This window comes from Dyella flava, assembly GCF_016904955.1.
Lineage (GTDB): Bacteria > Pseudomonadota > Gammaproteobacteria > Xanthomonadales > Rhodanobacteraceae > Dyella_B > Dyella_B flava.
Genome location: NZ_JADIKE010000036.1, coordinates 276,311 through 300,449, shown reverse-complemented (window position 1 = coordinate 300,449; position 24,139 = coordinate 276,311). Strand labels below are relative to the sequence as shown.

Here is a 24,139-nt window from a genome sequence, read left to right as displayed (position 1 = left end):
AGTCCGGGGCAGGCTCTGCGCCGGGGCGACGGGAATGTGACTACTGGCAAGCCTCGCAATACTCCGGATTCTCCAGCGAACAGAACACTGCAGCAGTCGCCGCTTCCTGCGCATCGGGAGCCGGCGCCACAACAGCGGCAGCCGTCACCGTCGTCTTCGCAATCTTCGTTGCCGGCCGCGAGCGCAGGTAATACGTCGTCTTCACTCCTGCCTTCCACGCATACATGTACATCGAGCTGAGCTGGCCGATGTTCGGATTTTCCATGAACAGGTTCAGCGACTGGCTCTGGTCGATATAGGCGCCGCGCGCTGCAGCCAGGTCGATCAGTGCTTTCTGAGGCAGCTCCCACACGGTGCGGTAGATGGTGCGCAGGCGCTCGGGAATGGCGTTGATGCCCTGGATCGAGCCTTCCGCCAGCTTGATCGCGTCGCGGATTTCCGGCGTCCACAAGCCCAGCGTCTTCAGCTCGTCCACCAGGTAGCGGTTCACCACCAGGAAGTCGCCGGACAGCGTTTCACGCTTGAACAGGTTGCTGACCTGCGGTTCGATGCATTCGTAGCAGCCGGCGATCGAGGCAATGGTTGCCGTCGGTGCGATGGCGATCAGCAGCGAATTGCGCAGACCCTTGGCCTTGATCGCTTCGCGCAGGGCATCCCAGCGTGCGCGGTCGTTCGGCTTGGCGTTGCTCCAGTAGTCGAACTGCAGCTCACCGTTGGCGGCGCGGCTTTCCGCAAAGCCCGGGTGCGCACCGTGCTGTTCGGCCAGTGCATTCGATTGCGACAAGGCGTTGAAGTAGATCTCTTCGGCGATGCGCGTGGACAGTTCCTGTGCTTCAGCCGAGTCGAACGGCAGACGCAGCTTGAAGAACACATCCTGCAAGCCCATCACGCCCAGTCCCACCGGACGCCACTTGCGATTGGCCACCGCCGCGGTGTCGATCGGGTAGAAGTTGAGGTCGATCACGCGATCGAGCTGACGCACCGCCGTACGCACCGTCGCAGCGAGCTTGGCGAAATCGAAGGCGCCATCCACCACATGCCGGGAAAGGTTGACCGAACCCAGGTTGCACACCGCCGTTTCGCCGGCGTTGGTGACTTCCAGGATCTCGGTGCACAGGTTCGAAAGATGGATGACGTTTTCGGCTTTGGCCGTCTGGTTGCTGGTCGCGTTGCTGCGATCCTTGAACGTCATCCAGCCGTTGCCGGTCTGCGCCAGCGTGCGCAGCATGCGCGCATACAGTTCGCGCGCCTTGACCGTCTTGACCGCCAGGCCTTCGGCCTCGGCCTTGTGATAGGCGCGCTCGAACGTCTCGCCCCAGCTATCCACGAAGTGCGGCACGGTCTTCGGATCGAACAGCGACCAGTTGCCGTCGTGCTCGACGCGGCGCATGAATTCGTCGGGAATCCAGTTGGCCAGGTTGAGGTTGTGCGTGCGGCGCGCTTCGTCGCCGGTGTTGTCGCGCAGTTCGAGGAATTCCTCGATATCCGCGTGCCACGGTTCCAGGTACACGCAGGCCGCGCCCTTGCGCTTGCCGCCCTGGTTCACGGCCGCGACGGATGCATCCAGCGTCTTCAGCCATGGCACCAGGCCGTTGGAATGACCGTTGGTGCCCTTGATCAGCGAACCGCGCGAACGCACGCGCGAATAGGCCAGGCCGATACCGCCGGCGAACTTGCTGAGCTTGGCGACGTCGCCGTATTTCTCGTAGATCGACTCCAGCGAATCGGTGGGCGAGTCGAGCAGGAAGCAGGAGCTGAGCTGCTCGTGCGCCGTGCCGGAGTTGAACAGGGTCGGCGAGCTGGCGATGTATTCCAGCGAAGAAAGCAGGCGATACAGTTCAAGCGTTTCGGCGATCTCGCTGCCGCCCAGCGCGCAGGCGATGCGCATGAAGAAGTACTGCGGCGTTTCGATCACCTTGCGCAGCTGCGGATGACGCAGCAGGTAGCGGTCGTACACCGTGCGCAGGCCGAAGTATTCGAAGCGACGGGTGGCGAGCAGATCGATCGCATCGTTGAGCTTGCGCGCGTTGGCGCTGACGAAATCACGCAGACGCGCATTGACGATGCCCAGCTCGGCACCGCGTGCGATGGATTGCGAGAAGCTCTGGATTTCCTGCCCGCTTACTTCCTTGTCGATAAAGGCGCCGAGCAGGCGCGCGGCAAGCTGGCCGTATTCCGGTTCTTCAGCGGTGAGCGCGGCGGAGGTGCGGATGGATAGCTGGTCCAGCTCCAGCGTGGTCGCGCCGTCGTACAAGCCGCCGATGGTCTTCAGCGCGACGCGCAGCGGATCGACCGCGTGCAGGCCTTCGGCGCTGCGCGTGACCGCGCGGACGATCTTGTTGACGTCGACAATTTCCTGGCCGCCGTTGCGCTTGGTGACGCGCATCTGGCCGGGGTTGTGAGGTGGGGTGAGGGCAAAGGGTGCTTCGGCGGTAGCGGACATCGTTACGTGGTTGGCAGTGGCTGACGTGGTTGCGTCGGCGGAAAAGACGGACGACTCATCGCGCGCGTCAGTGCGCTCGCGCGATTCGGTATCAATAGGCTGCATGTCGGACGCTCCGGGCTGTGGAACCTGCCCATGGCCGGACTTCTCGGGTCCGGTTCGGTCAGGACGGGCTTCCAGATTTCAACCGCCTGCTCCCGCGCGCAGGGCTGATGTGGCGGTTGCCGCGGCCGCTTTCGCATGACACAGATACTGCGCCGCGTCATGCGACTCGCCTCCCCGCGGAGGCCGTCACTTTCGGCATGACGCTCCGGTCATGTCGTGTCGGCAGGTCTTCGGACTTGCGGACGTGGGTCTTGCGACCCGCCTAGTTGCCCCGCTTCCCGGCCCCAGAGCCAGTGCATGATGGGCGTTCGTTTCCGCTTACCGCTGCGGGGCAGTTCCGGATTTACACCAGGATTCCCTCAAGCCGCCCTCGGACTAATCCGAGAGAAGCGACCGACGAGACACAACATATCGGGGTAGCTGCCATCGGTCAACCCAATAATTTGTGGATAAGCCAGTGGATAAGCGGCGCGAAGCCCGACCGGGTGCGGGCTGCGGGAATTTCATGATTTTGCGGCACGACCGTCGCTACGGGAGCACGGCAATCACGATCGCCAACCACATCAGGATCATGCCCGTGGCGAAGGCCCGGCGGGCCGGGACGATCCGTTCGTGGCCGTCTTCCGGCACCGGCGTGGTGATCAGCCAGATCGTCGAACCCAGGGCGCCGAAGCTCAGAAAAGCCAGGCATGCCACCAGGATGTCGCCCACCTTCCAGGGTATCGGTTCGTGGATGCCCCAATAGCCCAGGAAGGCCATGCCCATCGCCGACATCGTGGCGGAGGCGGAGCAAAGTCCGACAACCGAACCGGTGGGTGCGCGCATCGCTGGCTCCGAACGGGAGGAGGCGAACCGTAGGGTAGCGCATGGTGGCGACCCGGATGCGGCCGGTAGGCTCGCGCCATGCCGCCGTGCATGGGGCTGCTCCGGACTTGATCCGGAGCTACCCAACTTACGCTCGATGCGATTGCCGGCTATCGCTGCTGCGGAAGGCGATCAAGGTGGCGATCAGGCCGCACAGCGCCGCAAAAGACAGCCACAGCCCCGGCGCGGCTTTATTGCCGGTGACGTGGATCAGCCATTGCGATATCGCCAGGCTGGAACCGCCCAGCGTGGTGGCCAGGCTGTAGGCCAGCGAAAAGCCCGTCGTGCGCACGTCGACCGGCATGATTTCGGTCAGCGTCACCACCAGCGCACCGTTGTAGCTGGCATAGATGAAGGACAGCCACAGCTCCACGCCGAGCAATTTGCCGAAATCGGGTGCGGCGACCAGCCAGTGCAGCACGGGATAGGCGCTGAGCAGTGCCAATGCGGTGCATCCCAGCAACAGCGGACGGCGGCCGATGCGATCGGACAACGCGCCCATCACTGGCAGCCAGACAAAGTTCGACACACCCACGCACAGCGTCACCACGAACACATCGAACTGCGAGAGTTTGAGCACTTCAACGCCGAACGTGGGCGTGTACGCGGTAATCAGATAGAACGACACGGTGGTCATCATCACCAGTGCGACACCGACCAGCACGATGCGTCCGTTGGCGAGCATGGAGCGATAGATCTCGCCGATGCCGGGGCGGTGCCGCGCAAGAAACGCTTCGGTTTCTTCCAGTGAACGGCGGATCAGAAACAGGAACGGCACGATCAGGCAGCCGATCACGAAGGGCGCACGCCAACCCCACGCTGTAATGGCTTCCGGCGGCAGCCAGTACTGCAGCAGCAAACCGAGCAGCGCGGCGAACACCACTGCCACCTGCTGGCTGGCCGATTGCCATGAGCAGTAAAAGCCGCGATGCCCTGGCGTGGCGATTTCCGCCAGGTAGACCGATACACCGCCCAATTCCACTCCTGCAGAAAAACCTTGCAGCAAGCGGCCGCCCACTACCAGCAGCGGAGCAAACACGCCGATCGTTGCGTAACCGGGCACCGCTGCCACCAGCAAGGTGCCGATCGCCATCAGGCCCAGGGTAAGGATCAGGCCGCGGCGACGGCCGTAGTGATCGATATAAGCACCGAGCACGATGGCGCCGACCGGGCGCATCACAAAGCCCGCCGCAAACGCCAGCAAGGTGAGCAGCAACGAGGCGTAGGCGCTATGACTAGGAAAATACGTTCTGGCAATGGCCGGGGCGTAATAGCCGTAGACCATGAAGTCATACATTTCCAGGAAATTGCCGCTGACGACGCGGATGATCGCTTTGAAGCTGTCGCGGCGTGAGCGATTGATTGCGCTGTGCGTCATCCGTGCTTTCCTCAGCCCGTTGCCCCGGCGCGACGGATGAAATCGCCGGCGAGATCGATCATGCGAAAGCAGACATGGGAATACACCATTACTTCCGGCCAGCGCTCAGCATGTCGGCAAATACCTGCGCAAAGCGATGCACATCGCCAGGCCAGCGGGCGGAGAGATAATTGCCGTCGCGCACCACGAAGGCCGGCGTGTCGTCGCCATCACTATCGCGCACCATGCCGGACGTTTTGCGCCAGTAGTGCGGCGCATGTTTGGGTACGTCGAGAAAATCGGCGGGATCGGCGAGTGCGCGTGTCACTTCCTGTTGCACCGACATATAGCCGGCGGGCTGTCCGGGTTCTTCGCGGTAAGTGCGGTAGTAATGCGGATCCCAGAAGCGTGTGATGCGGGTGAGCGACCATGCGGATTTTTCCAGCGCCCAGGTCAGGCCGGTAGTGCGCCGCCGATGGAGTACCGAGCGACCATCGGCACCCAGCGTACGCGCGACCAGCAGGACGCCGTGGCAGATCGCAGCGACCGGCTTGTCGGCCGCGAAGCTGGCGGCAATCACGGCCTTGAGCCGTTCGCTTTCCAGGTAGCTGCGCATGCCGCGAGCGCAATGGCCACCCGGTAGCAACAGCGCGTCATACGAGTTGTCGTCGATGGCATCCCAGCGCAGGGGCGAGCGAAAGGCGACGTCCTGGACCAGCCGCGCATGATCGCGGCGCGCATCGCGGTTGGCACGCAGGAGCAGGCCGAACACGGGCAGGCGACGCACACCGGGCAACCAGCCCCACGGGTCGAGCCCCATGCCGCTCAGCATGATCGGATCGGCGCTGGCGATCTGCCCGTCCGGTGTGGCGAATATGACGTGATGTCCGGCCTGCGTCAGCACACGCCATGGCACGGCGACCTCGCTGGGGTCGTAGTCCATATGCGGGAGCGGAATCAGCACGGTGGCCATGGCGGTCGCTTACATGCTTACGTCGATTTCGACAGGATAGTTGGTCGAACCGGGCGCCTTGGGTGGTGCCGGAAAGCTCCAGACGGAGAACTGTCCGGCGAGGCAGCGGGCGACCGGCGTGGGCGCGCGCACTTCGACGTTGAGCGGGTGGCCGTCCGGGGAAATGTCGGCGACCAGGGTAAAGGGCGATTTGTCCGCAGGCATATTGCTGGCGATGCAGCCGCGCAGTGCCTCGGTCATCGGCTGCTTGGTCTTGTCCCAGAATTGCTTTTGGTAAGCCGGCCCGGTGGCGTTCGCCTCCAGCATCTTGGCGCGCTGCACACGCGCGGTGAACGTATCGGTGGAGGCGGCTGGCTGAGCGCCGGCCAGAAGCGCAAAGGCGATGACGGTCAGCATGGCGACTCCGGATCGTAGGAGAAGGGCGTCACCGTAGCAGCAGTGGTAGCACCGCGTGAAGCGGATCGAACATTTAACACGGGCAGAGGCAAAGTAAGCTGCGGGTAGATGGCTCTGCACATGGCGAACTGATCTGCAAAGGATGCTTGGCGATGAACGAATGGATAGGCGTCTTTACGGTATTTCTGCTGGTCGCCGCCAACGGTTTCTTCGTCGCGGCGGAATTTTCGCTGGTGGCGGTGCGCCGCAGCCGGGTGGCCGAACTCGTCGCGCAAGGCCGCGCAAACGCCAAGCCGCTGTTGCGCACGGTGGATCGCCTCGACGCCAGCCTCGCGGCGACCCAACTGGGTATCACGCTGTCGTCGCTGGCGCTTGGCTGGGTCGGTGAACCGGCCCTGGCGCATTTGATTGCGCCGCTGCTGGAAGGTGTGGCCGGCAAGTATGCGGGCCTGGGCGCGGAGGTGATCGCGGTGGCGATCGCTTTCAGCATCATCACCGCCTTGCATATCGTGCTGGGCGAACTGGCGCCGAAAAGCCTCGCCCTGCAGCGCAGCGAAGGCACGGCGTTGTGGGTGGTGCGGCCGTTGAATCTGTTTCTGTTTGTATTCCGTCCGGTGATCGTGCTGCTCAACGGCCTGGGCAATCTGGTGTTGCGCGCGTGCGGGCTGCGTCCCGGTGTCAGCGAGGAGATGCTGCATTCGGCCGAAGAGCTCAAGCTGCTGGTGTCGGCCAGCCAGGAAGCCGGACTGCTGCTGCGCACCCAGCAGGAAGTGGTGGAGCGCGTGTTCAATATCGGTGATCGCCGCATCGGTGACATCATGACGCCGCGCACCGACATAACCTGGATCGATCTGGACAACGATCGCAGGGACATCCTGCGCACGCTGCGTGAATGTCGGCATGAACATATTCCGGTAGGGCGGGGCGATGTCGACGAACTGCTCGGCATCGTCGCCAAGCGCGATCTGCTCGATCAGCTGTTGGATGGTCGTGAACCGGATCTGCAGGCGGCGTTACATGCGCCGCTGTCGATTCAGGAATCGACACCGATCTTCAAGGTGCTGGAACGCTTCCGCGCCGCCCCGGTACGCATGGTGCTGGTGCGCAATGAATACGGTGGACTGGAAGGCATCGTCACGCAGGCCGATCTGCTCGAAGCCATGGTGGGGCACATGCCGGAAACCGAAGGCGACATGCCCGATATCGTCGAGCGCGAAGATGGCAGCCTGCTGATCGATGGCGCTTGCCCGGTATTCCAGATGTTCGAACGGCTCCAATTGCGCCAGCCCGCCGAACGCAGTGCGTATCACACCGCGGCTGGTTTCGTGCTTGCCCAGTTGGCGCACATACCGCAAGTGGGTGAGTACGTTGTTTACGAGGGCTGGCGGCTGGAAGTGGTCGATACGGACGGGCGTCGCATCGATAAGCTATTGGCGGCCCGGGACGTTGATGCGGATTTGCTTCCTTCGTAGACACACGTCGATCTTGCGTCGATGCCGAAGCAAGACGAAGTAGCGCTTATTCCGCGCGATGCGGCAAGCCCAGGTATTCCTCGCTCTGCATTTCGATCAGGCGGGATTCGGTGCGGCCAAATTCCGCACGCAGGCGCTCGCCGTCATACAGCTCGGTGATCGGAGCTGCGGCGGAAAGGATCAGCTTCACATGACGGTCGTAAAACTCGTCGACCAGCTGGATGAAGCGCTTGGCCGGATCCTCGCTATAGATGGTGAACTGCGGCACGTTGGAAATGATCACGGCCGGACCCGCCTTGGCGAGGGTGATGTAATCGGCCACCGCGCGCGGGCCATCGCATAGCGCCGCAAAATCGAACCACAGGATGTTGGCGGCGCGTTTGCGCACCGGGATCGGGCGATCGTTGATCATCAACTCGCCGCCATCGATGATGTCGCCTTGTGCCTGGCTGGCAAAGATGCGCGCCAATTCGCGCTCCGCTTCGGCGCCGGGTGGTGTGTGGTACACCGGTGCGTGCGTCAATGCGCGCAGACGCCAGTCGTGCGCGGAGATCATCTCGACCACGTGACAGTGCGCTTCAATCGCCGCGATGGCGGGCAGAAACCGCGCGCGTTGCAGGCCGTCCTTGTAGAGATTCGCCGGTGCCGTATTCGAGGTGGTGATCAGCGTGACGCCGCGCGCAAACAGCGCATCGAACAGATTGGCCAGAATCATCGCATCGCCGATGTCGTTGACCAGAAACTCGTCCAGGCACAGCACGCGGCAACGCGCCGCAATGCCGGCGGCAACCTCGACCAGCGGATTCTGCCGGTCGCCCAGCTCGCGCAAGCTTTCGTGCACTTCACCCATGAAACGGTGGAAGTGACGGCGCAACGCCACGCCATGCGGCAGGCTGGCAGCAAACAAATCCATCAGGAAGGTTTTGCCGCGGCCCACGCTGCCCCAGAGGTAAAGGCCGGGCACCGCTGCGCGTTCTTCCGCGCCCAGCAGCGATTTCAGGCGGCCAAACAGGCTGTTGCCGTTTCCGTTGCTCGCGCAGAGCGCCGCTTGAATGCGATCGAATTCAGGTAACACGGCCTGTTGCGCCGGATCGGACGTCCAACGATGCGCGGCGACGCCTTCCTGATAACGAGTGCTGGGGGAGAGATCCGTCATACGGGTAAAGCTAAGGAGTGAGTGGAGAAGAGTGAGAAGTGAGAGAAAAGCGTGGGTTAAGCGGAGGGCGGTAAAGGAGGGGAGCTGTTCGCTCTTCTCTCACTTCTCACTCCTCTCCACTCTCTCCTGCTTTTAAGCTCTCGGCGCCGGCAGCCAATCGCGGATCGCATGCTTGACCGCGCCACGCAGATCCATCAGGCGCCGGTGGAAGAAATGGCCGGTTTCAGGCATGCGGATCAGTTCCGGCGGCTGTTCGAGGCTATCGATCCAGTCGAACACGGCCTGTGGCTCCACGATCTCGTCTTCCTCCCCCATCACCACCAGCCAGGGACAGGCCGGCAGCGCGAGGGTTTCATACGACCAGCGGCCGACCGGCGGCGCGATGCTGATCAGCGCATCGGCCTTGAAGCGCACGGCGTTGCGCAGCGTGACGTAGCTGCCGAACGAAAATCCGGCCAACCACAACGCATCGTCCGGGCGCATCTTGCGCACCCAGGCCACCGCGGCAGCCAGATCTTCGCTTTCACCGATGCCGTTGTCGTACTCGCCGGCGGATTCGCCCGCGCAGCGGAAATTGAAGCGCAAGGTATCCAGTCCGGATTCGCGCAGACTGCGCTCCAGCATGGTCACCACCTTGTTGCGCATGGTGCCGCCATCCTTGGAGTTGGGGTGGCAGATGATCGCCGTGCCGCGGCGCGCGCAGGGAGGCTCAGCGACATCGCTGATGGCTTCAAGCGGACCTGCCGGGCCTTGCAGGAAGAACTCGGTGAGCTGGTCCGGAAATTGGGTCGGGTCTGGGGTGGGGGGAGTCATGGGGGCTAATGATAGCCGCCATGTGAAGAGCAGGAGAGAGTGGAGAGGAGTGAGGAGTGAGAGAAGGCGTGCCGGCTCTTGGCTCTCTCTTACTCCTCACTCCTCTCCACTCTCTCTTAAAACGCTTCTTTCACCCGTGCATCCGTCAAGGCCGGGCTACCGCCCTGGGCAGCAGGAAGTTGCGACGAGCCGGTCGGGAATCGGATGCGGAAGTTGCGGGAGCCAAATTGAGGCCCCACTCAAGGCAGGAGTGAGTGAAGAGTAGTGCGGAGTGAGAGAAGGCATGCGGCTTCCCGCTCTCTCTTACTTCTCACTCCTCGCCACTCTCTCTTAAAACTACTTCGCTTGGCTAACGATCCAGGTCACCGCGGCTTTCACCTGCGCGTCCGTCAAGGACGGATTGCCGCCCTTCGGTGGCATGAAGTTGCCGTCCGGACCGTGGTAGCCGTCGGTGGCGTGTTTGATCAGCGTATCGAGGCCTTCGGCGATGCGCGGACCCCACATCGTCTTGTTGCCCAGCACCGGCGCACCGGCGACGCCGGCGGTGTGGCAGCTGTGGCAGAGGTTGTCGTAGATGGTCTTGCCGTCCGTGGTGCCACCGTAGGCGACCTGGGCGGCAGCGGCCTTGGCGGCGGCTTCCTGCGCGGCTTCCATGGCGGCGCGGCCGGTGTTGCCGGCATACACGGCGCCGTTCGGAGCAAGACTGGAGGAAAGTTGTTGCGCGGCGTTCGGATTGGTTTCCTGCGGCTCGTGCTCGTAGATGGTCCAGGCGGTGAAGATAAGGACCAGGGTCAGTACAGCAAGACCAGCGATAAGCAATGAGAATTGATGCAGGAAACTCCGATCGGACTTGCTCATGGAACCGCTCACGCAATACTCCAGTCATCAAATGATTAGTCTGGAAAGCCGCCACGTCCCCGTGCCGTGCCTTGCCGCCACCCCTTGGCGACCATGCGCCGCGGTCCATTGAGCCCCCGCGGACAATTAAGGTTCCGAGTATAGACGAAGCTCGAGACAAGTTAAGCCCAGCCGGCGCGATGTACATGGGACGAAGAGTCGCGGGCCGAGGGCGAGCTGCATGCCGGTATGTCGGGCATCGCTGCTTGTGTACCTTCGCGATGCTGTGTTTCGCGGCAGCGCAAAAAAGCCACCCACGTTGTCATAAGTGGCTGCTACGCTTGGGCTTCGAGCTCGTCTTCGAAGCCCGCATCCGCGTTGCTGCATTGATAACCGACCACGGGCGCCGTATGGCTTGACCAGGCGGCCAGCCCAGTGCCGTGCCGGATGGTACGAATCGCCGGTCAGATAACCAGCGCGGGCGTTGCAGGTTATAAAAGCAGGCTCGTTGGACCCTGCCATCGGTCACAAGGCACCTGTGTCAACCGGCATTGTCCAATCTCGTTGAGCTACCCCTATGCTTGCGTGCAAGTGCTTGTAAGCAAGTTGAAGGGCTAGTGCGTTGTACGCGCCGGTGGGTCGGGTGGGCCCCCGTTTAATCCAGGAGTTTCACATGTCGCGTTTTTGGAAGATCGCGTTGATCGTGATCGCCGTGCTCGTAGTCGGGGGAGTGGCCTTCCGTTTGCTGCACAAACCTGAAGCAGCCGGTGGTGGCTATGGCCATCATCGTGGCGGCGGTCAAGGCCAGCATGCCAGCCAGAGCGGCGGCGGATCGGGCCAGCCGGGTGGCAGCGGTCAGGACAATGCGCCGGTGCCGGTCACGGTGGAGCCCACGGTCAAGCAGAACGTGCCGGTCTATCTGACCGCACTCGGTACGGTGACGGCGCTGAACAACGTCGCGGTCAACCCGGAGATTGGCGGCCAGTTGTGGACCATCAACTTCAAGGAAGGCCAGGATGTGAAGAAGGGCGATGTGATCGCCCAGATCGACCCGCGCACCTATCAGGCTGCGTACGATCAGGCCGTCGCCAAGCAGAAGCAGGACGAAGCCACGCTGGCTACGGCCATCAGCACGCTGGACCGCAACCAGCAACTGGTGGCCAAGGGTTATGTGGCCGCGCTCGACATGGATACCTATCGCAACAACGTGGCGCAGCTCAAGGCCACGGTGATTGCCGACCAGGCGGCCGCGCGCTCGGCCCAGGTGCAGCTGGATTTCACCAAGATCATCTCGCCGATCAACGGCGTGGCCGGCATTCGCAATGTGGACCCGGGCAACGTGGTCACCACCACGACCTCGATCGTTACGCTGACGCAGATCCAGCCGATCTACGTGATCTTCAACTTGCCCGAGCAGAACCTGGAAGCAGTACGCGACGCCTTCCAGAACGGCGCGAACAAGCTGGAGGTGGTTGCGCTGGATCGCACCGATGCACATCCGCTCGATACCAGCGGTTACCTGCAGGTGGTCGACAACCAGATCGACACCACCACCGGCACCTTCAAGCTGCGTGGACTGTTCACCAACCCCGACAGGAAGCTGTGGCAGGGTCAGTTCGTCAATGTGAAGCTGCGCGTGCAAGTCGTGAACGGCGGCCTGGTGGTGCCGGCGCAGGCGGTGCAGCGGGGTCCGGATGGCGACTTTGTCTACAAGCTGCAGCCGGATCAGACCGTGGCGATGCAGCCGGTGACGGTAGCCGGCGAAGTAGGCGACAGCCACGTCATGATCAGCAAGGGGCTGGATGAAGGTGATCAAGTGGTCACCGAAGGCCAGTTCCGCCTCAAGCCGGGCAGCAAGGTGCAGGCGCTCAAGCCCGGTGAGGTGCCGGTTGCGGCGGCACCTTCGGATGCCGACAAGAAGAAATGGAAAAAGCAGGGTGGCGGTCGCCGCGGTAATGGCGGCGGCGGTGGTGGCGGCGGTTGATGTAACCGACGCCTCCCTTGTCTCTCCCACGGGATGGCCTGCGCGCCGCCCGTAGGAGAGGGGCCTGATATTCAGACGGTATTCCTCATGGGATTTTCCACACTCTTTATCCGCCGCCCGATCGCTACCGCGCTGTTGATGGTGGCGGTGATGCTGCTTGGCGTGCTCGGTTATCGCGAATTGCCGGTATCGGCGCTGCCCGAGATCGAAGCGCCCAGCCTGGTGGTGACGACGCAGTATCCGGGTGCCAGCGCCTCGACCATGGCGTCGCTGGTCACCACGCCGCTGGAACGCAATCTGGGCCAGATTTCCGGTCTCGACATGATGACCTCGGATTCCTCCGCGGGTCTGTCCACCATCGTGCTGCAGTTCAACATGGACCGCGATATCGATATCGCGGCGCAGGATGTGCAGGCGGCCATCAATCAGGCGCGCGGCACCTTGCCGAGCACCTTGCCGTATCCGCCGGTATACAACCGCGTGAATCCGGCCGACGCGCCGATCATGACCTTGATGCTCACCTCCGGCAGCCGCCAGCTGCGTGATGTGAACGACCTGGCCGACTCGATCCTGGCGCAGAAGCTGTCGCAGGTGCAGGGCGTGGGCCTGGTGTCGATCGCGGGCAACGTGCGTCCGGCCGTGCGCATCCAGGTGAATCCGGCGCAGCTGGCCAATCTTGGCCTGACCATGGAAGACGTGCGCAATGCGCTGACCGAAGCCAACGTCAACGCACCCAAGGGCACGCTCAACGGCGCCACGCAGTCGTATACCATTTCCACCAACGACCAGCTGGCGACCGCGGCCGAATACAAAGACACCATCATTTCCTACAACAGCACCACCAATGCGCCAGTGCGTCTGTCCGACGTGGCCAAGGTGGTCGATGGGGTCGAAAACGACCAGCTCGCGGCCTGGGCCAACGGCAAACCGGCGGTGTTGCTGGATATCCGTCGTCAGCCGGGTGCGAACATCGTGCAGACGGTGGCGCAGATCCGCCAGATCCTGCCGCAGCTGCGCAGTGTGCTGCCAGCCGACGTGCATCTGGATGTCTTCGCCGACCGCACGATTACCATCCGCGCCTCGGTGGAAGATGTGCAGTTCACGCTGCTGCTGACCATCGCCCTGGTGGTGGCGGTGATCTTCGTGTTCCTGCGCCGGCTGTGGGCCACGATCATTCCTTCGGTGGCGGTGCCGTTGTCCTTGCTTGGCACGTTCGGCGTGATGTCGTTCGCCAACATGTCGCTGGACAACCTCTCGCTGATGGCGCTGACCGTCGCGACCGGTTTCGTGGTGGACGATGCGATCGTGATGATCGAAAACATCGTGCGCTACATCGAACAGGGCAAGACCGGTCCGGAGGCGGCCGAGATCGGTGCGAAGGAAATCGGCTTCACCGTGCTGTCGCTGACCGTCTCGCTGATTGCGGTGTTCCTGCCGTTGCTGCTGATGCCGGGCGTTACCGGCCGCCTGTTCCATGAATTCGCCTGGGTACTCGCCACCGCCGTCGTCATCTCGATGCTGGTGTCGCTGACCCTCACGCCGATGATGTGCGCCTATTTGCTGCGGCCCGATGCGCTGCCGGAAGGCGACGATGCGCACGAGCGGCACGCGGCCGCCGGCAAGCGCACCGTGTGGGGACGCACGGTGGCGCTGTACGAAGGCTCGCTGGATTGGGTGCTCGATCATCAGCGGTTGATGATCCTGGTCGCCTTCACCGCCATTGCGGTGACGATCTTCCTGTACATCGTGATTCCGAAGGGCTTGTTGCCCGAGCAGGACACGGGCCTGATTACCGGCGTGGTGCAGGCGGACCAGAACGTGGCCTTCCCGCAGATGGAGCAGCGCACCAAGGCGGTGGCCGATGCGTTGCAGAAAGATCCCAACGTGGCGGGCGTCGCGGCATTTATCGGCGCCGGCTCGATCAATCCCACGCTCAATCAGGGCCAGCTCAGCATCGTGCTGAAAGACCGCAGCAAGCGCGGCAGCCTGGAGGACGTGGTCGCCAGCCTGCAGAACGATGCCGCAAACATTCCCGGCGTGGCGCTGTACCTGAAGCCGGTGCAGGACGTGACACTGGATACGCGCGTCGCCGCCACCGAATACCAGTACTCGATGTCCGATGTGAATTCGGACGAGCTGGCCCAGTACGCCACCCAGATGACCCAGGCCCTGCGTGACCTGCCGGAACTGGCTGACGTCGACAACAACCTGGCCGACCAGGGCAACGCGCTCAAGCTCACCATCGATCGCGACAAGGCCAGTACGCTGGGCGTGCCGGTGCAGACCATCGACGACACACTGTACGACTCGTTCGGCCAGCGCCAGATCTCCACCATCTTCACGCAGTTGAACCAGTATCGCGTGGTGCTGGAAGTGGAGCCGCAGTTCCGCAACAGCACGTCGCTGCTCAATCAGCTGACGGTGAAGAGCAACGGCAGTGGCGTGCTCACCGGCAGCAATGCCACGACCTTCGGCCAGCCGACGTCGAGCAACTCCTCGACCACCACCGGTATCGGCGTAGCGAATATCGGCATCACCATCGGCGCGGGTAGCACGATTCCGCTGGCATCGCTGGTCAACGCGCAGATGACGACTGCGCCGCTGGTGATCAGCCATCAGCAGCAGCTGCCGGCAGTGACCATCTCCTTCAACCTCGCGCCGGGTTATTCGCTGTCGCAGGCGGTCGATGCGATTCATCAGGTGGAGAAAAAGCTCAACTTCCCGCCGCAGGTGCGCTCGCAGTTCATCGGCAAGGCAGCGGAATTCTCCTCCTCGCTGAGCAACGAAGCGCTGTTGCTGCTGGCATCGGTGATCGTGATCTACATCGTGCTGGGCGTGCTGTATGAAAGCTACATCCACCCGATCACCATCATTTCCACCTTGCCGCCTGCCGGCGTGGGTGCGTTGCTGGCGCTGATCCTGTGCAACATGAGCCTGTCGGTGGATGGCATTGTCGGCATCGTGTTGCTGATCGGCATCGTGAAGAAGAACGCGATCATGATGATCGACTTCGCGATTGAAGCGCAGCGTACCGGCATGAAGCCGCGCGAGGCGATCCATCGCGCCTGTCTGCTGCGCTTTCGTCCGATCATGATGACCACCGCCGCGGCCATGCTCGGCGCCTTGCCGCTGGCGCTCGGCACCGGCATCGGCGCCGAACTGCGGCGTCCGCTGGGTGTATCGATCGTCGGCGGCCTGCTGCTCTCGCAGCTGGTGACGCTGTACACCACGCCGGTGATCTACTTGTACATGGAACGGTTCTCCGACTGGCTGCGGGAGCGCAAGAGGCAGCGCGTGCTGCGCCACGCGCAGCGCGGCGCAGCCTGAAGTGCCCCGCTTTTTGCCTTGGCCTCCTCTCCCCTCCGGGGAGAGGATTGAGGTGAGGGGATACTCTTGCGAAAGACTTCACCGCGTAACGCGGCGCAGCCTGAAGTGCTCCGCTTTTCGCCTTGGCTTCCTCTCCCCTCCGGGGAGAGGACTGAGGTGAGGGGCCAACCTCGCGGCGGCCTGCATCGAGGCATGCTTCGAATGGGTCCGATCGCAAGACTGGCCCCTCATCCGACCCTTCGGGCCACCTTCTCCCCGAAGGGGAGAAGGGATAAAAGCTTCAACCAATCCGCTTCTCGCACGTTGATTCAAGCATGAATATCTCCGGCCCTTTCATCCGTCGCCCGATCGGCACCTCTCTACTGGCGATGGGGGTCTTCGCGGTCGGCGTGATCTGCTACGCGCTGCTAGGCGTCTCGGCTCTGCCGGACATGCAGTTCCCGGCGATCTTCGTGACCGCCAGCGAGGCCGGCGCCAGCGCGGACAATATGGCCGCCACCGTGGCCGCGCCACTGGAGCGCCATCTGGGCCAGGTGCCAGGCATCGATACCATGCGCTCGTCCAGTTCGTTGGGCAGCACGCAGATCCTGCTGATGTTCAATAGCGGCCGGAATGTCGATGACGCTGCGCGCGACGTGCAGGCCGCGATCAATGCCGCCCAGTCGGACCTGCCCACCGGCTTGAACAGTCCGCCGAGTTACGAGAAAGCCAATCCCAACGACGACCCGATCATCGCGTTTGCATTGACCTCCGATACGCAGTCCGCGCGTGATCTCTACGACGTGGCCGATTCACTGCTGGCACAGCGCCTGCGCCAGCTCACCGGCGTGTCGGAAGTGGACATCCTCGGCGCGGCCACGCCGGCAGTGCGTGTCGACGTGAATGTGCGCGCGCTCAATGCGATGGGCATTTCGCCGGACCAGCTGCGCAATGCGCTCACAGCAGCCAATGTGTTCGAGCCGCAGGGTTTTCTTTCGGACGGCAAGACCACCATGGCGGTGGAGGCCAACGATGCGCTGCATACCGCGGCCGACTTCGCCAACCTGGTGATCTCGACCAACGACAAGGGCGTGCCGGTGCGCCTGAAGGACGTCGCCAACGTCTACGATGGCCAGCAGGATGCGTATCAGGCGGCCTGGTTCCAGGGCAAGCCGGCGATCCTGATGTATGTCTACAAGCAATCCAATGCCAACATCATCGGCACCGTCGACCGCGTGAAGGCGGAAGTGCCGCTGTTGCGCAGCTTCCTGCAGCCGGGTACCACGCTGACTCCGTATTTCGATGACACGCCGACCATTCGCGCTTCGCTGCGGGAAGTGCAGGTGACACTGCTGATCAGCCTGGCGATGGTGGTGCTGGTGATGGCGCTGTTCCTGCGCCGCCTGGCGCCGACTCTCATCGCTGCCGTGGCGGTACCGCTGTCGCTGGCCGGCGCGGCGGTGATCATGTATGCGTGGGGCTTCACGCTCAACAACCTCACCCTGCTGGCGCTGGTGATTGCGATCGGCTTCGTGGTGGACGATGCGATCGTGGTGATCGAAAACATCATTCGCCATATCGACCAAGGCATGACGCGCTTCGAGGCGGCACTGACCGGCGCACGCGAGATCGGCTTCACCATCGTGTCGATTACCGCCTCGCTGGTGGCGGTGTTCATCCCGCTGCTGTTCATGGGCGGCATCACCGGCATGTTCTTCAAGGAATTCACCCTGACCCTGGTGGCGGCGATCGTGGTGTCGGCGGTGGTCTCGCTGACGCTGACCTCGTCGTTGTGCGGGCACTTCCTCAGTGGCCATAACGAGCCGGAAAAAACCTCGAAGCTTGGGCAGATGCTGGATCGTTTCCACACGGGCATGCTCAGGATGTACGAAGTCTCGTTGGATTTCTCCCTGCGCCATGCCTTGCTGTTGTCGTTGACGCCGCTGCTGTTGATCGGCCTCACGGTCATGATCGCGCTGTCCGGCCAGATCAAGACGAGCTTGTTCCCGACCCAGGACACCGGCCTGCTGCGTGGTCGCGCGACCTCGGGCGCGACCGTGTCGTTCCAGGATTCGGCCGCGCGCCAGCAACGTCTGATCGACATGCTGCTGCGTGATCGCGACGTCGCCGTGGTGGGATCGCGTCTGGGCAGCACGCGCCAGGGCGCTGCCGGTACCTTCGATATCCAGCTGAAGACCCATGCCGAAGGACGCAAGGACGATACGTTCACCGCACTGGCCCGGCTGAGCGCCAAGGCGGCGAAATACCCCGATCTCAATGTGCGCCTGCGCGCGATCCAGGACCTGCCCAGCTTTGGCGGTGGCGGCACCAACCAGGGTGCGCAGTACCAGATCTCCCTGCAGGGCAACGACACGGTCGAGTTGCAGGAGTGGCTGCCCAAGCTAGTCGATGAGCTGCGCAAGAATCCGAAACTGCGCGACGTCGGCAGCGACCTGGACGACGCCGGCCTGCAGCAGAACATCGTGATTGACCGCGACAAGGCGTCGCGCCTGCAAGTCAATGTCGGCAGCATCGATTCGGTGATCTACGACGCCTTCGGCCAGCGGCAGGTCAGCACGATCTATTCCGATCTCAATCAGTACAAGGTCGTGGTCAACGCGCTGCCCGGACAGACGGCGACGCCGCGATCCATCGACGATGTGCTGGTGCCCGCCTCCAACGGCACGATGGTGCGCCTGTCCGCGTTTGCGCATCAGGTGCCGGGCCTGGCGCCGACCCAGGTGTCGCACATGAATCAGTACACGACCATGGATCTCAGCTTCAATCTGGCGCCCGGCATCAGCATGGGCGAGGCGCTGCAGATCGTGCAGGAGACGGCCACCAACATGCGCATGCCCGGCGATATCAAGCTCGACGTGGGCGGCGATTTCCGCCGCTTCCAGCAATCGCAGAGCGGCATGCTGTGGCTGGTGTTCGGGGCGATCGTGACGGTCTACATCGTACTCGGCATTCTGTACGAAAGCCTGATCCACCCGGTCACCATTCTCTCCACCTTGCCCGCGGCAGGCGTGGGCGCCTTGCTGGCCTTGTGGTTCACCAATACCGAGCTTTCGGTGATTGCGCAGATCGCGCTGGTGCTGTTGATCGGCATCGTGAAGAAGAACGCGATCATGATGATCGACTTCGCCCTGGTGGCGCAGCGCGAACACGGCAAGACGCCGCTGGAAGCCGCGCGTGAGGCCAGCCTGGTGCGCTTCCGTCCGATCATGATGACGACCATGGTGGCGATTCTGGCCGCGCTGCCGATCGCCATCGGTCTGGGCGAGGGCTCGGACTTGCGTCGTCCGCTCGGTATCGCACTGATCGGCGGCCTGCTGATTTCGCAGAGCCTGACCCTGCTCAGCACACCTGCGCTGTATGTGATCTTCTCCTGCCTGGCCGAGCGCTGGGCGGCGATGCGTGCGCGGCAACGCGAGCGCAAGGCGGCGCGGCAGCGCGTGCTGGCACGCGAATCCTGACGCAGGTTGGCGTGCTACCGGATCAATCTCCGGTCGCAACACCAACCTGCGTTACGCAGTGCAAACGCTCCATTAGAACAACTGCTGCGTGTACTTCAGATAGATCACGCGACCGAAGTCGTACTGCGGGTTATAGGAAAAGGCCGTATAGCCGTCGGTGCCGGTCGGGCCCAACGGACCGGACACGTTTTGCACACCGTCATAGCTGAGCGGCGCGCGGCGATTGAAAATATTGGTGGCGCCGATCGCAATCTGGCCCTTCCATGGCGCCTTCCAGTTCAGCTGCAGATCGTTGAAGGCCAGTGCCCCTTGGCGATACAGGCCCGCTTGCGTGCCCTGCACGTTGCCGTTGATGTTGGTGCAGGGGAAGTATTCGGACAGCGCCGGCTGATCCTCGCGGCAAGGCTCCTGCAGCGAGGAGTAGTAGCGAATCGTCCAGGTCGCACCGAAGTTGCCGTAGCTCCAGTTGATATTGGTGGTGTCGCGGAAGCGCCATACCGGGCCAAGCACCGGATCGTAGGCACCCAGGTTGTAGGACACCACCGGACCACCGGCGACGGCCTGCTCGTTGAGCGAATTGATATAGGTGCCATTGGTGTCGATCTTGAACTTGCCGACCCGTGTCTCCGGGAACAGATAGCTGACGGTCAGGTCGGTGCCGCGTTCATCCACAAAACCTTCGTTGACCACCGCCTGCAACAGGTTGATGACCTGGCCGTTGGTCGCGGAGCGCTGGAATTGCGTGCACTGCTGTAGCTCGCCTAGCAGGTAGCAGTTATCCAGGATGCTGTCGGCCGTGGGCAGGGTAATGATGTTGTCGACGCGAATGCGATACGCATCCAGCGTGATGTTGAAGCCGCTGAACCAGCTCGGGCTGTAGACGATGCCCGCGGTGTAATTCTTGGAGGTTTCCGGCCGCAGGTTGGGATTGGCCCCGGTGAAATACGGCGTGGTGCTGGGGCTGTTCGGCGCGGCGATCGGCGAGCCGGTGACGGTAAGCTGGGTGAAGCCGGGGCCGACGCCCGGCAGCCCGCCAAAACCTTGCAGGCAACGCTGTGCGACCACCGGATTGCCGGTCAGACCGAAATTGACGTCGCAGGGATCGGTATAGGCGGTAAAGCTCTGCATCGTGCCGCCGTACAAATTGGAAATCGACGGTGCACGGAAGCCGGTGCCGTAACTGGCGCGGATCAGCAGGTCATCGATCGGCTTCCAAGAAAGCTTGTAGGAGTTGTTGTTGGTGGTGCCGAAGTTGCTGTAGTGCGAAAGGCGGTGCGAGACGTCGAAGTCCAGCAACTGCGCGCCAGGCATATCCTTCAGCAGCGGCACATTGATTTCCGCATAGGCTTCGTTGATGCCGTACGAGCCCTCACCGGGATTCTGCTGCAGGTTGGTATTGAGACCTTCCTGCGTGTAGAGATCGGGCGTGACCGCGCCGGAGACATCGCGATGATCGGCGCCGACCGCGAAAGTGGCGTCACCCTCGCCCAGGGACTGGGGCAGGGTGAACATGTCACCGCTTAAATTCGCCTGGATATTGCGTTGCTCGCTCCATGAGTGGGTGAAGTAGCTGTAGTTGAGATAGTTGATTTCGGCCGGCGTAAGTCCACCAGCGCCGGAGAATGGATTGAGCGGCACGCAACCGGCAATCACATGACCCGGCGTACCGCACACGACCTGACCGGCAGCATCCATGAAGGACGGGCCCACGGCGTAATACAGGTGCACCAGGTTCAAGTTGCCGGGGCCGCCACTGTCCTCGATATAACGGTAATCGCTATAGCCGGCGTCCCAGTTGAATTCGTTCTCGCCGATCGAGAAGTCGCCTTCCAGCCCGGTGCGAAAGCCATACTGCTTGATGCTGTTGTAGGTGACGCGATTGGGATCCAGCAGGTTCAGCGTGAACGAGGTGTCGTAACCCGGCAGTGGGTTGTAGTAGCTGTTGGGCGACAGCACCGGGAACCAGGCGCCACCGAGGCTGCCCGCGGGCAAACCGAGCGCGTTGGCCAGATTCACGCCATTGGCCGGTGTCTGCGAACTCAGCGGATAGCCGCCGGTGAGGTTGGTGGCGCTGTTGGTGTTGTAGGTACCGGTAAAGACCGCGGTGATGTGATCGGTGATCTTGTAATCGCCTTTCAGCGTGTACGAACGCAGCCGGTTATCCGGCACCAGCGATTCGAGCGGCGCGGAATTGGCATAGTCGTTGTTGAAATAGGGGCTCGGGTACTGGATGAGAAACGTGCTGGGATGGTAGTTGGCGATATTCATCCCGTTCTGCCCCGCGTTCACCGTCAGCGAGGGCGGGAAGGTCAGGCCGGGTGGCGGCAGGCCGGTGACCGGATTGACCGCGCCGGTGATGGTGCCGTAATCCGACGGCTGCATGGTTTGCGGATACTGCGGCACGCTGGCGAATCCGTAGTGACTGAACCACGCTTGGCTGGCCAGGATCTGGTCGATGTTCTGCACGGTCACGTTGAAGGTGAACGAACCACGCTTGAACTTGTGTCCGCCAGTCAGGCTGAACTGGTCTTGCTTGCCGTAGTTACCAGGCGAGTAAGTGCTGTTGTACGTGTCCAGATACAAGCCATCCACATTCTTGGTGTGGATGTTGATCACACCCGCGATCGCGTCGGAGCCGTAGACGGACGATGCGCCGTCCTGCAGGATTTCCACGCTGTCGATCAGCGAACTGGGAATGGTGCTGAGATCGGTCTGGCCGAAGATATCGGTGGTGTAGCGTTGGCCGTCCACCAGGATCAAGGTGCGTGTCGCACCCAGGCCACGCAGGCTGGCGTACTCGCCGACGATGTCGCCTAGCGCACTCTGGTTACTGGTGCCGGATGAACCGACCGACGGCACGTTCTGCAGAATCTGGCCGACGCTGACGAAGCCCTGCTGCTGCAACGCTTCGTGCGAAAGCTCGGTGACCGGCTGGGCGGTTTCCACATCCACGCTGCGAATCAGCGAGCCGGTAACGGTAATGGCTTGCAGGGTCTTGGAGTTGCTTTGGTTTAACGCGGCGGGCGGTGGCGTAGTCGGTGGCGGTTGTGTCTGAGGTGCCGGTGCTTGTCCGCTCGTGGTTCCGTTCGTTTGCTGAGCCCATGCAGCTGCCGTCAGTGCTACGCTGCCCAGCGCCAGGACGGCACGTATCGCAAGCGCGATCTTTTGCTGTTGAGTGTTCACAGCGCTACCTCCCCGATGTCATTGGGTAATGGCTCGTCCGCCAACTCCACGTGTTTTTCGGGCACACGTTCCCGTGGCTGCGGCAAGTTGGGGAACCGCAACCTATGCAATTCATATACGTCAGCCGAACGAGAAATCGAGCACCAATTCGTCGCGATTTCGTAGCGCCAATTTAAGGATGATGCGAGCGTCAGCTTCACGTAGGTAGGATTAACCCGGACTTGATCCGGGGGTAACCCGACAAATCAATATCGAAGCGCCATGGTGCGTAGGTTGGGTTAGCTCCGCGTAACCCAACGATGGTTGTCGCTTCGGTGAAGATCCGTTGGGTTACGCTGCGCTAACCCAACCTACCCAAACCTATCCGACCTGCATTGGCCTTTGCTTGATCAATGCCGCTTGTGGTCCCGATGTTCGATGCGGTTGTTCTGCTCCAATTGCTCCAGCGCCTCACCAATCAGCCTGCTGATCAGCTGAAAGGTGAGTTGCATTTCCCAGCGGGGAATCATCACGGTGCCATCTTCGTCGGTAGGCGACGCCTCGTCGCTGGCGACGTTCGCCATGATCATCAGCAGGCGCTGAAGGTTTTTCAGTTCGATGTAGTCGTCTTCGGACAATAGGTAGTGCTTCAACCCGAACGGGTCGATGTAGGTGCTTTCCATCGGTGTTCTCCACGCGCTTAGGTCGCCCGCGCATTGCGCGCGGGCGAAGGGTCTGCAAGAAAAACCTGCTCGTTTTTAGCGGAATCTGTCACTTCCGCTAGGACGATTACCCACTTGGGGCTCGACATTGCGCCGTCGGCGCAGCGGTGGAGTAGGGGGAATGCACCAGGGCGGGGGCACGAAGGCGTGCGGGTGCCGTAAGATCGAGCGTAACCATAATTGACTCCAAGTCAGTTGATTGTGGCCAGCGGATCGTTTGGGTGGCTGCCCAGGCGATCCGCGATTACTCCACTACTTGTCGGACGTGTCGTGGTCATCTCGGTGGATGGGCACGTCCGACATACACATGATTACGGAAGTGCAAGGGCTTCGGTATCAGATGATGCTGATTGGTGTTGACGGGAAAATCCCTACTTTGACTCTTCCTTCTCTCACCTTCGTGCCGTAATCGCTCCCTCCAAGCGTTGAACCGCATTTACTCTCCCCCCTCCGGGAAGAGAGACTGCCTTATTTGGGATGATCAATGAAGCAGTCCGGTTTTGGACGCTAAGGAGATATTTGGCAATCTGCACCAAACCTCGTTTTCAGCTCTCCTGCAGGCAAGATGCCCTGCACCTGTAGCGTGCTGTTATTCACCAATAGGCCGAAGCAGTAGGGCGTCATTGGACCATCACCTTCGGGTGAGGTCGCACCTCCTACTGCCAACACCAAGCTGCTGTCCTTCCAAGATACGAAGCGAGGCAGGTAGGACACGATGTGTCTTTTGCCTTCCAGCTGCTTGGACAAGACGTGCTTAACTGCTTCATCGATCCTGCCAGGCGACTGCAATTGCTTGCCTTCGGACAATGACTTTACGTCGAACATCAGGAGCTGATTGCTGCCGCTCAACGGCTCGTTCACCACTAACAAACTCGTGCTGCCCGGGCTCCAATACATTTCGGCGCTTCGTTGGAGAGTAAATAGGGGCCAGGGGCCACCTCCCTGACATCCACGAAGAGAAACCGGCGTCTGGTTCTCGTCAGAAGTCAGCACTGGATGCACCTCTACCTCCCAGCCATGACTTGGCGCAACGATGGTCGCGGGCTCACTCCATTGCAAATGTGCGCCAG

The 24,139-nt window shown here is 62.1% G+C and carries 15 protein-coding genes and 1 riboswitch; of the genes, 4 read left to right on the top strand and 11 right to left on the bottom strand.

Annotated elements, in window-relative coordinates; translation table 11 throughout:
• Positions 1 to 40: 40 nt before the first annotated feature.
• The 5 genes from ISP19_RS12710 to ISP19_RS12690 all read right to left on the bottom strand — a co-directional run bounded on the left by ISP19_RS12710 (position 41) and on the right by ISP19_RS12690 (position 6,138).
• Positions 41 to 2,443, bottom strand: coding sequence for a ribonucleoside-diphosphate reductase subunit alpha (locus ISP19_RS12710; protein WP_239556806.1), 2,403 nt, complete (start codon positions 2,441 to 2,443; stop codon positions 41 to 43).
• 309 nt (positions 2,444 to 2,752) lie between these two features.
• A riboswitch (cobalamin riboswitch) is annotated at positions 2,753 to 2,961 on the bottom strand.
• A gap of 115 nt (positions 2,962 to 3,076) precedes the next feature.
• Complete coding sequence (locus ISP19_RS12705; protein WP_239556767.1) at positions 3,077 to 3,373, bottom strand: hypothetical protein; 297 nt, start codon at positions 3,371 to 3,373, stop codon at positions 3,077 to 3,079.
• A gap of 127 nt (positions 3,374 to 3,500) precedes the next feature.
• Positions 3,501 to 4,790 (bottom strand): MFS transporter, encoded by a 1,290-nt coding sequence (gene tcuC / locus ISP19_RS12700; RefSeq protein ID WP_204682758.1) that lies wholly within the window; start codon positions 4,788 to 4,790, stop codon positions 3,501 to 3,503.
• 88 nt (positions 4,791 to 4,878) lie between these two features.
• Positions 4,879 to 5,742 (bottom strand): type 1 glutamine amidotransferase domain-containing protein, encoded by an 864-nt coding sequence (locus tag ISP19_RS12695; RefSeq protein ID WP_204682756.1) that lies wholly within the window; start codon positions 5,740 to 5,742, stop codon positions 4,879 to 4,881.
• Positions 5,743 to 5,751: 9 nt separating this feature from the next.
• Positions 5,752 to 6,138 carry a peptidase C13 gene (locus ISP19_RS12690; RefSeq protein ID WP_204682754.1) on the bottom strand — a complete coding sequence of 129 codons (387 nt, stop codon included), beginning with the start codon at positions 6,136 to 6,138 and terminating at the stop codon, positions 5,752 to 5,754.
• 152 nt (positions 6,139 to 6,290) lie between these two features.
• On the opposite strand from ISP19_RS12690, the gene ISP19_RS12685 reads away from it, so the two are divergent.
• Positions 6,291 to 7,610 carry a hemolysin family protein gene (locus tag ISP19_RS12685; protein WP_204682752.1) on the top strand — a complete coding sequence of 440 codons (1,320 nt, stop codon included), beginning with the start codon at positions 6,291 to 6,293 and terminating at the stop codon, positions 7,608 to 7,610.
• Positions 7,611 to 7,656: 46 nt separating this feature from the next.
• Here the strand turns inward: ISP19_RS12685 and zapE are convergent, their stop codons facing one another.
• From zapE to ISP19_RS12670, 3 genes are all read right to left on the bottom strand, one after another.
• Positions 7,657 to 8,766: a cell division protein ZapE gene (zapE, locus tag ISP19_RS12680; protein ID WP_204682749.1), complete on the bottom strand. Its 1,110-nt coding sequence runs from the start codon at positions 8,764 to 8,766 to the stop codon at positions 7,657 to 7,659.
• Positions 8,767 to 8,898: 132 nt separating this feature from the next.
• Positions 8,899 to 9,579, bottom strand: a complete 681-nt coding sequence (locus ISP19_RS12675) for an alpha/beta hydrolase (RefSeq protein ID WP_204682747.1) — start codon at positions 9,577 to 9,579, stop codon at positions 8,899 to 8,901.
• Between the two features lie 336 nt (positions 9,580 to 9,915).
• Complete coding sequence (locus ISP19_RS12670; protein WP_204682745.1) at positions 9,916 to 10,437, bottom strand: c-type cytochrome; 522 nt, start codon at positions 10,435 to 10,437, stop codon at positions 9,916 to 9,918.
• A gap of 652 nt (positions 10,438 to 11,089) precedes the next feature.
• Here ISP19_RS12670 and ISP19_RS12665 point away from each other — a divergent pair.
• The 3 genes from ISP19_RS12665 (at position 11,090) to ISP19_RS12655 (ending at position 19,185) form a co-directional block, all read left to right on the top strand.
• Entirely contained in the window at positions 11,090 to 12,400 is a 1,311-nt protein-coding gene (locus tag ISP19_RS12665) for an efflux RND transporter periplasmic adaptor subunit (protein WP_204682742.1), read from the top strand.
• An 87-nt stretch (positions 12,401 to 12,487) separates the two neighbouring features.
• Entirely contained in the window at positions 12,488 to 15,727 is a 3,240-nt protein-coding gene (locus ISP19_RS12660) for an efflux RND transporter permease subunit (protein WP_204682740.1), read from the top strand.
• Positions 15,728 to 16,041: 314 nt separating this feature from the next.
• Positions 16,042 to 19,185 (top strand): efflux RND transporter permease subunit, encoded by a 3,144-nt coding sequence (locus ISP19_RS12655; RefSeq protein WP_204682738.1) that lies wholly within the window; start codon positions 16,042 to 16,044, stop codon positions 19,183 to 19,185.
• A 72-nt stretch (positions 19,186 to 19,257) separates the two neighbouring features.
• Here ISP19_RS12655 and ISP19_RS12650 read toward each other — a convergent pair whose 3' ends face one another.
• The 3 genes from ISP19_RS12650 to ISP19_RS12640 form a co-directional block, all read right to left on the bottom strand.
• A complete protein-coding gene (locus ISP19_RS12650) occupies positions 19,258 to 22,368 on the bottom strand; it encodes a TonB-dependent receptor plug domain-containing protein (RefSeq protein WP_204682736.1) in 3,111 nt (1,036 codons plus the stop codon).
• A gap of 389 nt (positions 22,369 to 22,757) precedes the next feature.
• Positions 22,758 to 23,030, bottom strand: a complete 273-nt coding sequence (locus ISP19_RS12645) for an XAC0095 family protein (protein WP_204682729.1) — start codon at positions 23,028 to 23,030, stop codon at positions 22,758 to 22,760.
• A gap of 546 nt (positions 23,031 to 23,576) precedes the next feature.
• On the bottom strand, positions 23,577 to 23,930 hold the full coding sequence (locus ISP19_RS12640) for a hypothetical protein (RefSeq protein WP_204682727.1): 354 nt from the start codon (positions 23,928 to 23,930) through the stop codon (positions 23,577 to 23,579).
• Between the last annotated feature and the right edge of the window lie 209 nt (positions 23,931 to 24,139).

Coding starts and splice junctions, on each gene's coding strand:
- ISP19_RS12655 (WP_204682738.1), top strand. CDS start 16,042: ATGAATATCTCCGGCCCTTTCATCCGTCGCCCGATCGGCACCTCTCTA.
- ISP19_RS12695 (WP_204682756.1), bottom strand. CDS start 5,742: ATGGCCACCGTGCTGATTCCGCTCCCGCATATGGACTACGACCCCAGC.
- ISP19_RS12690 (WP_204682754.1), bottom strand. CDS start 6,138: ATGCTGACCGTCATCGCCTTTGCGCTTCTGGCCGGCGCTCAGCCAGCC.
- zapE (WP_204682749.1), bottom strand. CDS start 8,766: ATGACGGATCTCTCCCCCAGCACTCGTTATCAGGAAGGCGTCGCCGCG.
- ISP19_RS12645 (WP_204682729.1), bottom strand. CDS start 23,030: ATGGAAAGCACCTACATCGACCCGTTCGGGTTGAAGCACTACCTATTG.
- ISP19_RS12660 (WP_204682740.1), top strand. CDS start 12,488: ATGGGATTTTCCACACTCTTTATCCGCCGCCCGATCGCTACCGCGCTG.
- ISP19_RS12710 (WP_239556806.1), bottom strand. CDS start 2,443: ATGTCCGCTACCGCCGAAGCACCCTTTGCCCTCACCCCACCTCACAAC.
- ISP19_RS12705 (WP_239556767.1), bottom strand. CDS start 3,373: ATGCGCGCACCCACCGGTTCGGTTGTCGGACTTTGCTCCGCCTCCGCC.
- ISP19_RS12670 (WP_204682745.1), bottom strand. CDS start 10,437: ATGAGCAAGTCCGATCGGAGTTTCCTGCATCAATTCTCATTGCTTATC.
- ISP19_RS12665 (WP_204682742.1), top strand. CDS start 11,090: ATGTCGCGTTTTTGGAAGATCGCGTTGATCGTGATCGCCGTGCTCGTA.
- ISP19_RS12685 (WP_204682752.1), top strand. CDS start 6,291: ATGAACGAATGGATAGGCGTCTTTACGGTATTTCTGCTGGTCGCCGCC.
- tcuC (WP_204682758.1), bottom strand. CDS start 4,790: ATGACGCACAGCGCAATCAATCGCTCACGCCGCGACAGCTTCAAAGCG.
- ISP19_RS12675 (WP_204682747.1), bottom strand. CDS start 9,579: ATGACTCCCCCCACCCCAGACCCGACCCAATTTCCGGACCAGCTCACC.